This is a genomic window from Deltaproteobacteria bacterium, from assembly GCA_019309045.1.
Lineage (GTDB): Bacteria > Desulfobacterota > Syntrophobacteria > BM002 > BM002 > JAFDGZ01.
In genome coordinates this window covers 1-12786 of the sequence record JAFDGZ010000020.1, presented here as the reverse complement: position 1 = coordinate 12786, position 12786 = coordinate 1, and the positions used below count along the sequence as shown (strand labels likewise).

At 53.8% G+C, this 12786-nt stretch carries 13 protein-coding genes; 8 read left to right on the top strand and 5 right to left on the bottom strand.

The genetic code is table 11. From position 1 onward, the window contains the following. The first annotated feature begins 207 nt into the window (after positions 1-207). From JRI89_06075 to JRI89_06040, 8 genes are all read left to right on the top strand, one after another. Positions 208-1368: a beta-aspartyl-peptidase gene (locus JRI89_06075; GenBank protein MBW2070807.1), complete on the top strand. Its 1161-nt coding sequence runs from the start codon at positions 208-210 to the stop codon at positions 1366-1368. Between the two features lie 12 nt (positions 1369-1380). Continuing rightward, complete coding sequence (locus JRI89_06070) at positions 1381-2118, top strand: gamma-glutamyl-gamma-aminobutyrate hydrolase family protein (protein MBW2070806.1); 738 nt, start codon at positions 1381-1383, stop codon at positions 2116-2118. Positions 2119-2210: 92 nt separating this feature from the next. Continuing rightward, complete coding sequence (locus JRI89_06065) at positions 2211-3206, top strand: ABC transporter ATP-binding protein (GenBank protein MBW2070805.1); 996 nt, start codon at positions 2211-2213, stop codon at positions 3204-3206. After that, positions 3207-4175: a dipeptide ABC transporter ATP-binding protein gene (locus JRI89_06060; protein ID MBW2070804.1), complete on the top strand. Its 969-nt coding sequence runs from the start codon at positions 3207-3209 to the stop codon at positions 4173-4175. 109 nt (positions 4176-4284) lie between these two features. Continuing rightward, a complete protein-coding gene (locus tag JRI89_06055) occupies positions 4285-5817 on the top strand; it encodes an ABC transporter substrate-binding protein (protein ID MBW2070803.1) in 1533 nt (510 codons plus the stop codon). 161 nt (positions 5818-5978) lie between these two features. Beyond that, positions 5979-6944 carry an ABC transporter permease gene (locus JRI89_06050; protein ID MBW2070802.1) on the top strand — a complete coding sequence of 322 codons (966 nt, stop codon included), beginning with the start codon at positions 5979-5981 and terminating at the stop codon, positions 6942-6944. Beyond that, a complete protein-coding gene (locus JRI89_06045; GenBank protein MBW2070801.1) occupies positions 6937-7824 on the top strand; it encodes an ABC transporter permease in 888 nt (295 codons plus the stop codon). Before JRI89_06050 ends, JRI89_06045 begins: the two co-directional genes overlap by 8 nt. A gap of 55 nt (positions 7825-7879) precedes the next feature. Continuing rightward, the gene (locus tag JRI89_06040; GenBank protein ID MBW2070800.1) at positions 7880-8299 is read left to right on the top strand and encodes a hypothetical protein; all 420 of its coding nucleotides are present in this window, start codon (positions 7880-7882) and stop codon (positions 8297-8299) included. Positions 8300-8403: 104 nt separating this feature from the next. On the opposite strand, the gene JRI89_06035 is transcribed toward JRI89_06040, so the two are convergent. The 5 genes from JRI89_06035 to JRI89_06015 form a co-directional block, all read right to left on the bottom strand. Then, positions 8404-9405 (bottom strand): ABC transporter ATP-binding protein, encoded by a 1002-nt coding sequence (locus tag JRI89_06035; GenBank protein MBW2070799.1) that lies wholly within the window; start codon positions 9403-9405, stop codon positions 8404-8406. Between the two features lie 6 nt (positions 9406-9411). Next, a complete protein-coding gene (locus tag JRI89_06030) occupies positions 9412-10368 on the bottom strand; it encodes an ABC transporter ATP-binding protein (protein MBW2070798.1) in 957 nt (318 codons plus the stop codon). Between the two features lie 4 nt (positions 10369-10372). Continuing rightward, positions 10373-11209: an ABC transporter permease gene (locus JRI89_06025; protein ID MBW2070797.1), complete on the bottom strand. Its 837-nt coding sequence runs from the start codon at positions 11207-11209 to the stop codon at positions 10373-10375. A gap of 56 nt (positions 11210-11265) precedes the next feature. Next, a complete protein-coding gene (locus tag JRI89_06020; GenBank protein ID MBW2070796.1) occupies positions 11266-12282 on the bottom strand; it encodes an ABC transporter permease in 1017 nt (338 codons plus the stop codon). A gap of 54 nt (positions 12283-12336) precedes the next feature. Then, on the bottom strand, positions 12337-12786 hold a 450-nt coding region (locus tag JRI89_06015), incomplete at its 5' end, for a peptide ABC transporter substrate-binding protein (GenBank protein ID MBW2070795.1).

Here is a 12786-nt window from a genome sequence, read left to right as displayed (position 1 = left end):
TTTTCTCCATCAGGGGACAACCTCAAGCTCCATGCCCGGATAACTGATAACCAACAGATCCTTGCATGCAGCAGGGGAGTCTCTGTCCTTGCAGGTGCCGCAGGATTGGCATAAGGCCGGCAGTTTGCTAGAGTGTGGCTGATTTGTTGATGGCTTCCTACTGGCAGCAGATTTGGCGATGTTAGAAGAGGAGTAGAAAGGAGTGCCATGTTTACACTCATAAAAGATGCGACCCTGTATTCTCCTGCGAAACAAGGAAAAAAGGACATTCTGGTGGCAGGCAATGTGATTGCCAGGATTGCTGAGCAGATTTTCCTTCCCGACGGCCTTGATGTCCGCCTGATAGATGCTAGCGGCAAAATAGTGATGCCCGGCTTCATAGACCTTCATGTGCACATTCTGGGTGGCGGAGGAGAGGCTGGCTTTGGCTCGAGGACTCCTGAGATTACACTGTCAAAGATCAGCACTGCCGGGGTAACCACTGTGGTAGGGTGTCTGGGTACAGACGATGTGACTCGCAAGCCCGAGTCTCTTCTGGCCAAGGCCATGCAGCTCGAAGAGGAAGGTGTCTCCACCTACATCTACACCGGCTCCTATCAATTACCCCCGGCGACTATCACGGGCAGCGTCAGAAAAGACATAGCGCTCATCCCGAAGGTGGTTGGTGTGGGCGAAGTGGCCATTTCAGATCATCGCTCTTCGCAGCCCAGCTTTGCAGAACTTTGCCGACTGGCTGCCGAGGCAAGGGTTGGTGGTATGATTGGCGGCAAAGCAGGGGTAGTTCATCTTCATGTGGGAAGTGGTGACAGAGGGCTGGAGCCAGTGATCGCTGTAATTCGACAAACCGAAATTCCCATCAGCCAATTCCTTCCTACCCATGTAACGCGAACACGGGCCCTGTGGCAGCAGGCCATGGAGTTTGCCAAAATGGGCGGCTATATTGATCTGACGGCGAGTCCGCTCGAGCTGACTTTTGCGGTGGATACTGCTGAAGCCCTGAGCATGGCCCTGGAGGAGGGTGTTCCCCTCGAGCATCTCAGCCTGAGTTCCGACTCCAATGGCTCCATGCCCATCTTCAATGAGAAGCTGGAGGTTGTGCGGTTAGCAGTGGGAGATATTGGCAATCTGTACGAGGAGTGCAGAAAACTGGTAAATGGCGGCCGTTCCCTGGAAGATGTGCTGCAGTTGGTGACAGTCAATCCAGCCAAGAGAATGGGAATCTTTCAGCGAAAAGGCAGTGTGACGCAGGGAAAGGACGCGGATCTGCTCATTGTCGACCCTGAGATGAAAATCGAATACGTCATGGCAAGAGGACGTTTTCTGGTAGAGCAGGGGCGGCCCGTGGTGAAAGGTACTTTTGAAGAGTAAGGGGAATCCGGTATGTTACCTTTGATTGGCATTACCTGTTCACGGCTTGTTGGCGGCGCCTGGGGCCTCTACTCTAGGGGTCACTTCATGGATTATACATTTGCCGAATACAGCGAGGCTGTGCACTCATGCGGGGGAGCGCCTATGCTGATCCCGGCGGTGCACGGACAAGATTCACTGGAGAGCATTATTTCCCGTCTGGATGGCCTTATTCTCAGCGGGGGGCCGGATGTGCACCCCAGATTCTATGGGGAGCAGCCATTGAAGGGGCTGGGGGATGTGGATGAGGAGCTCGACTTGATGGAGCTCGCTGTAGCCAGAATGGCAGTAGAAAAGGATCTGCCGCTTCTGGCCATCTGCCGAGGTATACAGGTGTTGAATGTGGCTCTGGGTGGGACTCTGTATCAGGATATAGGCAGGCAGGTGAGGCGGAGCATCAATCACAGTCAGCAGGCAGACAAGGGGGTCAATACTCACACGGTGCACCTTGAAAAGGACACCCTGCTTCACCGCCTCATAGGAGAAGAGGTGATCTGGGTCAATGGCAGACATCATCAAGCAATCAAGGATCTAGCAGAGGAACTGCGGGTCAGTGCCAGGGCCCCGGACGGTGTGATCGAATGTGTGGAACACCGATCACGAGCCTTTGTTCTGGGAGTGCAGTGGCATCCTGAGGGCACCTGGAAAAGTGACCCTCACTCCAAGAAATTCTTCCGTGCCTTGGCGGCAGCATCGCGGGAAATCCTCTAGTCCCCCTGTTGTTTTCTGGACTTGCCAGTTTTTCTCCTAAATGATATATGTGAATGCAGCATCTCAACGATCCCATATGGTGTCGGAGATCTATGCATCCCCGCGAACATCTTCTCCATGTGAAAGCATTGCAGACGTATTTCTATACCTTTGACGGTATTGCCAAGGCCGTGGATGGCGTTTCTTTTTTTCTGGACAAGGGTGAGGTTCTGGGCGTGGTTGGTGAGTCTGGTTGTGGCAAGAGTGTCACTGCCCAATCAGTGATGCGTCTCGTGCCGGAGCCGCCAGGTAAAATAGTCAACGGTCAGATCCTCTTTGACGGCCGGGACCTGGTGAAGCTCTCCATGGATGAGATGAGAACTATACGCGGCAACAGGATCTCTATGATTTTCCAGGAGCCGATGACTGCCCTGAACCCGGTCTTCACCATCGGCGATCAGATAGCCGAGATGTTCATGCTGCATGAGAAACTCGGCAAGCGCGATAGTTGGCAGAGAGCCATTCAGATGCTGAAAAAGGTGCAAATTCCTGCTCCTGAAAAACGGGTGCACGAGTATCCGCATCAACTGTCTGGCGGCATGCGCCAGAGAGCAATGATTGCTATGGCCCTGGCGTGCAATCCGGAAATTCTCATTGCCGATGAGCCCACTACAGCTCTAGATGTAACAGTGCAGGCGCAGATACTGGAACTGATGACGCAGCTCCAGCATGACTACGATACCGGAATCATGATGATTACCCATGACCTGGGGGTTATAGCAGAGATTGCCAAACGGGTGGTAGTGATGTATGCGGGCAAGGTGGTTGAAGAGGCCGAAACAACAGAACTGTTCTACGAGCCCAGGCATCCATATACCAGAGGGCTGCTGAAATCTATTCCAAAGTTGGGTGAGCGGGCTTGTACTGGCCGACAGAGGCTTGCAGAGATCAAAGGCATGGTTCCAGGACTGTTGGATCTGCCGCCCGGGTGTACTTTTCATCCGAGATGTCCGGAGGTGATGACTGTTTGTCGACAGCGGCCGCCCAATCTCTGCAAAGTAGATGATAGTCATATGGCTCGCTGCTGGTTGTATGATGAGAACAGGTAGATGGAAGCCATGCTGCTGCAGGTTGATGATCTCAAGGTTCACTTTCCCATTAGAAAGGGCGTCTTTTCCAGGACAGTGGGGTACGTTTATGCTGTCGACGGGGTATCGCTGGTCTTGCAAAAGGGTGAGACCCTTGGTCTCGTGGGCGAAAGTGGCTGCGGCAAGACCACTACCGGCCTTGGAATATTGAATCTGGTGAAGCCTACCTCCGGTTCCGTGCGCTATGAAGGCCGGGAAATTAGCCAGATGAGCAGGTCGGAGTTGCGGCCGCTCCGCAAAGAGATGCAAATGATATTTCAGGATCCCTATTCTTCCTTGAACCCCCGGATGACGGTCAATGAGATTCTGGGCGATCCCATGGATATCCACGGCCTTTACCCCGGCAAAGAAAGACAGGAGAGAATTGATTATTTGCTGGAAAAAGTGGGGCTGTCTCCTGAACACGGCCGAAGGTATCCGCATGAATTTTCCGGCGGCCAGAGACAGAGAATCGGTATTGCCAGGGCTTTGAGTCTTGATCCGAGGATAGTCGTTGGCGACGAGCCAGTGTCTGCTCTGGACATGTCAATTCAGGCGCAGATCATCAATCTTCTTATCGACCTGCAGCAGGAGTTTGGCCTGTCCTACATAATTATCGCCCATGATCTGGCGGTGGTGGAATACATCTGTGACAGGATTGCAGTGATGTATCTGGGGAAAATAGTCGAGCTTGGCAATTATCGTGAACTTTATACTAACCCAAAACATCCATATACTGAGGCACTGCTTTCTGCAGTACCGATTCCTGACCCCGGAGCACAAAAAAAGCGCATCATTTTGCAGGGAGATGTGCCGAGCCCCATGCAGCCGCCATCAGGCTGCAACTTTCATCCTCGCTGTCCGTACCGGTTGGAGATGTGCGACCAGAAGGAGCCTGGCCTCAGGGATATAGGTGGGGGACATCAAGTGAGTTGTTTTTTGTATGGTTGATAGGAGAGGTCCCATGACTGTTGCTGCTGGCGCCGCTTGCTGGGGTGCCAGGGCAGCTGAGTTCGGACCTCCTTAGGCTGTAACCGATGATAAGAAAGAGGAGGAAAAGATGAAGAAGAGCTACTTAGTGCTGGCAATCAGCATGTGTCTGGCAGTGTTGTTGGTGATGCAGGGGCAAGGATTGGCTGCCTCGTCCATTGTGGTGGCCCAGGATGTGGGTCCCAGAATGATGAATCCCCATGGCGACGATTCGGATGCGGGGTTGCAGTATATGGCCAACTTTTTTGACGGCCTGCTGCAACGGAAAGGTCCTGAAGGAACTCTGGCGCCAGCACTGGCGGTACGCTGGGAACATCCAGATCTGCTGACCTGGAGATTCTATCTGCGCAAAGGAGTAAAGTTTCACAATGGCAATCCGTTCACTGCCGAGGATGTCAAGTTTTCATTCGAGAGATTGAGCAACCCGGAGGTGTCAGAGTTCATCAACACAGGTAAGTCGATCGATTCGATTAAGATCATTGACGACTATACTGTGGAAATTAAAACCAAGCAGCCGATTCCCTGGTTCGCCAACAACATGCATCAAATCTTTATCATGGACAAGGAATCGACCGAGTCGCGAGACCCCGGTGATGTAATGGTCCACCCCATTGGCACAGGGGCTTATAAGCTGGAGGAATGGGCCAAGGGTTCCTACGTGCGCATGGCGGCTAATGAAGATTATTGGGAAGGGGCGCCGCCCATCAAGAAAGTGGAGGTGCGTCCTATCAAAGAGGCCTCCACGCGTTTTGCTGCCCTCATTTCCGGTCAGGTGGACATTGTAACGGGTGTGCCAGTGGAGCTCTATGACAAGGTGGTGGCCAACAAGAAGCTGCAGGTGATCAGCAGGCCTGCGCGGCGCTCTATCTTTCTGGCGCTGGGAAACAAGCCCGGTACGCCCATGGCGGATATTCGCGTGCGCAAGGCTATGTATATGGCTATAAATGAAAACGAGATCATCGAGAAGATCATGCGGGGACATGCTTCACCGGCTGCGCAGGTCCCCGACCCACCGACCATTGGCTATAATGCCGACATCAAGAGATTGCCGTATAACCCGGAGATGGCTAGAAAATTGCTCAAGGAAGCCGGCTACGCCAATGGTTTCGACGTCACCCTCAGCGGACCCAATGACCGCTATGTCCAGGATGAAAAGATTGCCGAGGCCGTGGCCAAGTATCTGGCCAAAGTCGGTATCAGAGCAAAATTAGACGTAAAGCCCAAATCAATCTTCTTCCCTGAAGTGGCAGAAGGTAAGCTGGAATTCTATCTGATCGGCTGGTTCGACGGCACCTTTGACATGGGCAGGACCTACTTCAAGATCGCTCACAGCCGCGATAAGGAAAAGGGCTATGGTGGCTTGAACGGCACCAATTACAGCAATGCCAAACTCGACAAGCTGCTGGAGTCCACAGCGAGCATAGTTGATCCCGCCCTGCGCAAGAAGACTTTGCAGGAATTGAATAGAATGGCCATGGAAGACCTGATTGTCTGGATTCCGCTTCATTATCAGGAAGACCTCTATGCCATGCAGAAAGGCAAGGGAATCAAGTTCCAACCTCGGCCGGACAGGTGGATGGTGTACAAAGAGATTTCCAAGTGACGGCTGGTCTAGAAGTGGAGTAACAGGAAGCCTCTGCCAGTGGGTGCTTTTCCTTATTCCGACAGCTAGTTGACTCGTGAATGGCGCCCACTGGAATTTGCTGCTTACCACAAAGGGGGATGCCATACTGGCCTCCCCCCTATGGTTGAATTGCATCAACAATGGGAACGTACATCTTCAGAAGATTGCTCCAAGGTGTGGTTGTCGTCCTAGTAGTTTCCATGATCTGTTTCTTGATATTTCGTTACATGGGCGACCCGGTGCTCACTCTTGCCGGACGATACGCTACCCAAGCCGAGATCGCTGAGGTGCGCAGGGCCTTCGGTCTGGACAGACCAGTCTATATTCAATTCGGCAAGTTCCTATGGAATGCAGCCCATGGAAATTTTGGCAAGTCATATGTCAGCCGCATTTCTGCTCTGGATCTCATCCTGGAGAGGTTCCCGGCAAGCTTCGAGCTGGCCATCACAGCCATTTGCATCTCCTTTGTCATGGGAGTCGGTTTTGGCGTGCTGGTAGCTCTGAGGCCATATGCCTGGCACAGTCGAGCAGTCATGGCCGGCTCGTTAGCTGGCATCTCCATTCCCACTTTCCTCACCGGTATTCTCCTCATTATGATATTCGCGGTCTACGCTGGCATTCTGCCACCCTTTGGCCGGGGCGACACAGTACAGTTGGGCTTCTGGAGAACCGGTTTCTTGACTATGAGCGGGGTAAAGCATCTCATCTTGCCGGCCTTCACTCTGGCCATGTATCAACTCGCCGTGCTGCTGCGGCTTACCCGGGCCGGCATGAGGGAAGTGCTGGCAGAGGAGTACATCAAAACGGCCTGGGCCAAAGGACTGCCGCCAAGGAAGGTGATATTCAAACATGCGCTCAGAAATGTCCTGATTCCAGTGGTAACCATGGCAGGACTGCAGTTTGGAGAACTGATTGCCTTTGCCATTGTAACGGAAACCATTTTCCAGTGGCCGGGGATGGGCAATCTTTTGCTTACATCCATTTATGAGACAGATCAGCCTGTTATCGTGACCTACATCATGCTGGCTGCTTTTCTCATCATTACCATCAACATTGTGGTGGATATTCTTTACGCAGTTTTGAACCCAAAGATCCGTTATGATTAGGCGCCGCATCAAATCCAGGATTCTCTATAGCTATTTGCATGATCCGCCGGCTATGGCAGGAAGCATCCTCGTCATGCTGTTTGTGATAGCCTCTCTGCTGGCGCCATGGATCACGCCGCAGAATCCCTATGATCTCAAAGCAGTAAGCTTGGAGGATTTTCTCAAACCTCCCATCTGGATGGAGGGCGGCCAGAAGCCCTTTATTCTTGGAACGGACGACCAGGGACGGGGGATTCTCAGTACGATTGTTTACGGCTGCAGGACTTCGCTCATTGTGGGCTTCAGCGTGGTGCTGATTGCCGGCAGTTTCGGGGTGCTCATGGGGCTGCTGGCTGGCTATTACGGCGGTTGGATAGATTCGGTGACCATGCGCTTCGCCGACGCCCTGTTCTCATTTTCCACCACTCTGCTGGCTATTCTGTTGCTGGGTGTATTCAAGAGGAGTGGCCTTGTTACTGTGATCGCCGCCATCAGCATCGCAGACTGGGTGCGTTACGCCCGAACTATGAGGAGCAGTGTACTGGAGGTGAAGGAGGAAGGCTATGTCATGGCAGCGAAGGCCACCGGCGCCAGCGATTTGCGGCTTCTTTTCAAACATCTATTTCCCAATGCCCTGCCGCCGATTCTGGTGGTGGTGGCAGTGGATCTGGCAGTGGTCATCATGCTGGAGGCAACCCTCAGTTTTCTGGGGGTGGGGGTTCCCATAACGGAGCCTTCTCTGGGGATGATGATAGCCATCGGCAAGGACTATATCTATGCCGGCATGTGGTGGATGATTGTCTTTCCAGGGGCGGCGCTGGTGCTGCTGGTGGTGGGGATCAACCTTTTTGCCGACTGGCTCCGTGAAGAGCTCAATCCCAAGATAGAAAGACAGCGATAAGGAGGCGGCTTCCATAACAGGAATAAAGGTGAAATGAGCGTGTAAGAGGTGAGAAATGAGACAGTTGGTATTCAGTTTGGCCGTGTCTATTGCTCTTGCAGTTGCCTTGGGCAGCATGGCTGTGGAAGAGGCCAACATTGCTCTGGCCAAGAATGCCAGGTGGGTGCAGGCTCAGGCCCGAGGAAGTGGTGAGGAGGCTGTGACGCCTGTTGGTATGGAGGCCAGTGCAAGCGGAACAGCAGGTGGCCAGAGGTGGGCCTACCCCATTGCCCCTGGCATCTGGTATCCGGGGGATGGCCCTCTGCCTGAACATCCAGTGCGCTACTACCGGATCCGCTGCTGGCCGGGGTGCCACCGGGGGAGTCCCTATGGCAAGTATCCTGACAGGGATTTGGGCATGAAGCCCATTTTCCCCACCAGTACGGTGCCAGGCCGGGCGCAGATGCGGCACCTGCAGCCGAAAAGCCAGCCCTGAGAGAAGCTCGCAGTTGCCGCGCTGGTGAGATGGGCTTGCAGTGGTAAGAGTGGGCAGCCCACGCAGAGATTAAGACTGGACCGCAGCAGCCATTCTCCGAGCAGTTATTGCTGTGCCGGAGTTTGCCAGGCAAACCGACAGGCCACCCAGTGCCCCTGGGCTACTTCCAGCAGCTGTGGTTCTTCAATCTTACACTCCGGCTCTGCCGCGGTGCAGCGGGGATGAAAACGGCATCCGGGCGGCGGCTTGATGGGACTGGGTATCTCACCTCTTGGAATGGGCTGGGTTCTGCGGTACTTGGGGTCCGGCACTGGTACGGCGGCCAGCAGGGTGGCTGTGTATGGGTGGAGAGGATTCTTGAAGACCACATCCAGAGGACCGAGTTCCACCAATTTTCCCAGATACATGATGGCCACCCGGTCGCAGATGTACTTGCAGGTGGCCAGATCATGGGTGATGTAAAGGTAGGTGAGGTCGAACTCCTCTTTCAGCTGCGCCATCAGTTCGAGGATGAGAGCCCGCACTGACACATCGGCCATGGCAATTGGCTCGTCGGCAACCACGAATTCAGGGTTGGTCACCAGGGCCCTGGCAATCACCACTCTCTGCCGTTGGCCGCCCGAGAGCTGGTGGGGATATTTCTCGTAAAGAAAAGAGGCGGGTGTCAGACCTACCTTCTCCATGATCTCCAGGCAGCGCTGCTTGACCTCGGACTTGGCAAGGTGGTTGTGAATCAGCAGAGGGTGGCTGATGGCCTTGCCTATAGACATTCTCGGACTCAGTGAGGCGTAAGGGTCCTGGAAGATAATCTGGATCTTTTCCCGCAGGTGCCGCATGCCCTTTTTGGGAATGGCAAAGATGGACTGCCCTTTGTAGAGCACATCACCAGAGGTTGGTTCAACAAGCCGCAAAAGAAGCCTTCCTGTGGTGGTCTTGCCGCAGCCGCTTTCCCCCACCAGCCCCAGCACTTCACCCTTTTCAATAGTAAAAGAGACAGAGTCTACTGCTCTGACAAAACCGCGTTCTTTCGCCAGAAATCTGTCGAGCAGCCCCTTTTGCAGGGGGAAATACTTTCGCAGGTTGATGACTTCTATTAGTGTCGGCACTTCATATCACCCGTAGAGCCAGCAGTAAACAAGATGGCCGTTTTTGGCAGTCAGTTGGGGTCTTTCTGCTCTGCATACATCCATGGCATGTGGACAGCGGGGATGAAAAACGCAGCCCGGCGGCGGTTCGACCAGATCGGGCGGGCTGCCCGGCATGGTGGCCAGTTTGGGTTGATCGAGCTTGATATTGGGGATGGAAGAGAGGAGACCCCGGGTATAGGGATGAAGGGGATTGGCGAAAATTTCTTGCGAATCTCCCACTTCAGCTATAGATCCCCCATACATTACAGTGATCCGATGGGCCAGTTGGGCCACATTGCCGAGGTTGTGGGTAATGAGGATAATTGACAGCTGATACTCCTTCTGCAGGTCAGCAAGAAGATCTAAAAACTGGGCTTCTACGATCACATCCAGAGCTGTGGTGGGTTCGTCTGCAATGAGGAGATCGGGCTGCAGTATGAGGCCCAGGCCGATCATGATTCTCTGCCGCATGCCTCCTGACATCTGGTGGGGATACTCGTAGAGACGCTCCGAGGCAATGCCCAGTTTTTCCAACATGTCGGCAGCTCGCCTGAGCGCTTCCTTCTTGTCCACACCCTTCTCATGGGTGGCGATAGTCTCGATAAAATGCTGGTCGATCCGAAAGAGTGGATTGAGAGATGTGAGGGGGTCCTGGAAAATCATGGCAATTTTTCTGCCGCGCAGGGCAAGAATTTCCCTGGGGCTCATCTGCACAATATCACGGCCATGGTAAAGAATGCGGCCAGAGACAATCCTGCCGGGGGGTCTCAAGAGTCGCAGAATAGAGAAACCCAGGGTCGATTTACCGCAGCCGGACTCCCCCACCAATCCCATTACCTTGCCCTGAGGCACCTGGAGGTCCACGTGCGATACGGCGCGTACTGTGCCGATATTGATAGGGAAGTGGACACTGAGATTTTCTATTTCCAGGATATTGTCCATGCTGTCAGCGCTCCAGCAGCCTGGGATTGAGAATCTCGGCCAAACCCTCGCCAAGCATGGTGAAGCCCAGGGCAAGCAAGGAGATCATCACTCCGGGAAAGGTAATGAGCCACCACTGACCTGACGGAAGATATTTTTTGCCCATGGACAGATCCATGCCCCAGTCCACAATAGAGGGCGGCAGACCCAGTCCCAGATAAGTCAGAGCAGCTTCGATCATAATGGCATCAGCAACGTTCAAGGTGAACACCACTACTGTGGTGGCGATCACATTGGGGAAGATATACTTTGCCAGAATAGTGGGAGATGAGGCGCCTATGGCTCTGGCTGCCTCCACGTAGAGCTCTTCCTTGATGGAGAGCGTCTGGCCCCTGACCAAGCGAAAATAGGTGGGAACGTATATTACTGCCACTGACAGGGTGATGTTTATCACGCCCGGCCCGAGCATGGCGGCGAAGGCAATTGCCAGGATGAGCCCGGGAAAAGAATATACCGAGTCCATGACGAGAGAGAGAACCCTGTCGATAATGCCACCCACAAAACCTGATATCAATCCGAGGGTGATGCCGATGAGGGAAGATATGACTGCTGCCAGCACTGCAACCCTGAGGATGGTTCTGGAGCCGTAGATGATGCGGGACCAGACATCTCTCTGCAGATTGTCTGTGCCCATAAGATGGGCGCCTCCAGGGGGAGCAAGCTGGGGGCCGGTGTTCTGCGCCAGAGGATCAAAAGGGGCGAGTGAGCCAGCGAACACTGCCATGAAAACAATGGCCAGCACAATGAGAGCGCCCACCACCAGTATCCACCATTCCAGGCCGTACTTCTTCCCCATTCGCATGAAGTGTGACAGGAGTCTTGCCGTAGCGGCTGCAGGGGAATAGCGCATTTCTACTCCTAGTATCGCACTCTCGGATCTACCATGGCATAGACTATGTCCACGATGAGTGAAAGCAAAGCGACAAACAGGGCAATGACAATGATTACCCCCTGAATAGTCGGATAATCCCTGAGGTAAATCCTCTCCAGCAGCAAGCGGCCCATTCCCGGCCACGAAAAAGTGGTTTCAGTAAGCACGGCCCCTGCCATTAACAGTGCGAACTGCATGCCCATCATTGTCAAGATAGGAATCAGGGCATTCTTCAGTGCATGCTTGTAGACGATCTTGCGGTGATGGATGCCCCTGGCTTCTGCGGCCAGAATATAGTCGGCCTTGAGAATGTCCAGCATATTGGTTCTGGTAAGACGGACAAATATACCGGACAAGACCAGACCGAGGGTGACGGCTGGCAGTACAAGGTGCAGCAGGACGTCTCCCAGGGCCGCATAATCGCCGGCCATGATCGTGTCCAATATATAGAAGCCGGTATGTTCGAAGGTAGAGGCGAACACCCTGGGGCCGGTGCGGCCGGCAATGGGCAGCAGGTCGAGCCAGACGCCGAATACCAGCTGCAACATGAGCCCCAGCCAGTATACCGGGATGCAGAATATGACAATGCCGTACAGCCGTATGGAGCTGTCGCGGATGGTGCGCCGTTTGTCGGCAGCATAGGCCCCCAGGAACACACCGAGGATGATGGTAATAAGCATACCGCCCATGGTCAGCTCCACAGTGGCCGGCAGCTTTTCAAGGATTGCCGTGGTTACCCGCTGTTTGAAAACCATGGATTCACCCAGGTCCAGCCGGCACACCTGCCAGAGGTAATCTAGATACTGGATGGTAATGGGCCGATTGAGACCAAGCTCTGCCTTCTTCTGTTCAATGACAGCTTCAGGAGCATGGCCGCCCAGCATGGAAGACACCGGGTCGCCCGGCATGACCCTGAGCACCACAAAGACGATGCTCAGGAGGATAAAGACCATGGGAATGGTGAGAAAAAGTCTGGTGATGATGTACCTGGTGAGATTTTTCATAGGAGTTGCGGTGCGGGGAGCCAGCTGGTCGCTGCCTGGCTCCCCGGGAAAGTATTACTTCTCGATGTAAATCGGGGCATAGTTGAATTGCAATGTGGGCGACAGCATAATCCCCCGAACGTTCTTCTGGGCGAACACGTAAAGGGTTCCCTGGAAGATTGGCGCCGTGGGAACCTCGTCAGTCCACATCTTCTGGATCTTCTCGTAGATTGCTGTTCTGTTTTTCAGACCAGTGGTGGTCTGACCCTCGACAAACATTTTATCCCAGGTGGGATTGGAAAAATAGATGCCAAGGCCCCTGGATCCTGCAGTGCCAGCAAAGGCAGCGGTATAGTTGTCAGGATCAATATAGTCGGGATACCAGCCCAGCAGAAATGTCGGCATTACCTTGTTTTTCCAGTTGTCCCGGTAGGTGGCCCATTCCGCTGATCTCACTCTCACCTGCATCACCCCGGTGGCCTCGAGCTGCTTTTTGAGAACTGCAGCCAGATCTACTTCCGTGTC

Excerpts from the sequence above, each read along its gene's own strand:
- JRI89_06020 (MBW2070796.1), bottom strand. The coding sequence starts at position 12,282 with ATGAAAAATCTCACCAGGTACATCATCACCAGACTTTTTCTCACCATT.
- JRI89_06050 (MBW2070802.1), top strand. The coding sequence starts at position 5,979 with ATGGGAACGTACATCTTCAGAAGATTGCTCCAAGGTGTGGTTGTCGTC.
- JRI89_06040 (MBW2070800.1), top strand. The coding sequence starts at position 7,880 with ATGAGACAGTTGGTATTCAGTTTGGCCGTGTCTATTGCTCTTGCAGTT.
- JRI89_06025 (MBW2070797.1), bottom strand. The coding sequence starts at position 11,209 with ATGCGAATGGGGAAGAAGTACGGCCTGGAATGGTGGATACTGGTGGTG.
- JRI89_06060 (MBW2070804.1), top strand. The coding sequence starts at position 3,207 with ATGGAAGCCATGCTGCTGCAGGTTGATGATCTCAAGGTTCACTTTCCC.
- JRI89_06055 (MBW2070803.1), top strand. The coding sequence starts at position 4,285 with ATGAAGAAGAGCTACTTAGTGCTGGCAATCAGCATGTGTCTGGCAGTG.
- JRI89_06075 (MBW2070807.1), top strand. The coding sequence starts at position 208 with ATGTTTACACTCATAAAAGATGCGACCCTGTATTCTCCTGCGAAACAA.
- JRI89_06045 (MBW2070801.1), top strand. The coding sequence starts at position 6,937 with ATGATTAGGCGCCGCATCAAATCCAGGATTCTCTATAGCTATTTGCAT.
- JRI89_06065 (MBW2070805.1), top strand. The coding sequence starts at position 2,211 with ATGCATCCCCGCGAACATCTTCTCCATGTGAAAGCATTGCAGACGTAT.
- JRI89_06070 (MBW2070806.1), top strand. The coding sequence starts at position 1,381 with ATGTTACCTTTGATTGGCATTACCTGTTCACGGCTTGTTGGCGGCGCC.
- JRI89_06030 (MBW2070798.1), bottom strand. The coding sequence starts at position 10,368 with ATGGACAATATCCTGGAAATAGAAAATCTCAGTGTCCACTTCCCTATC.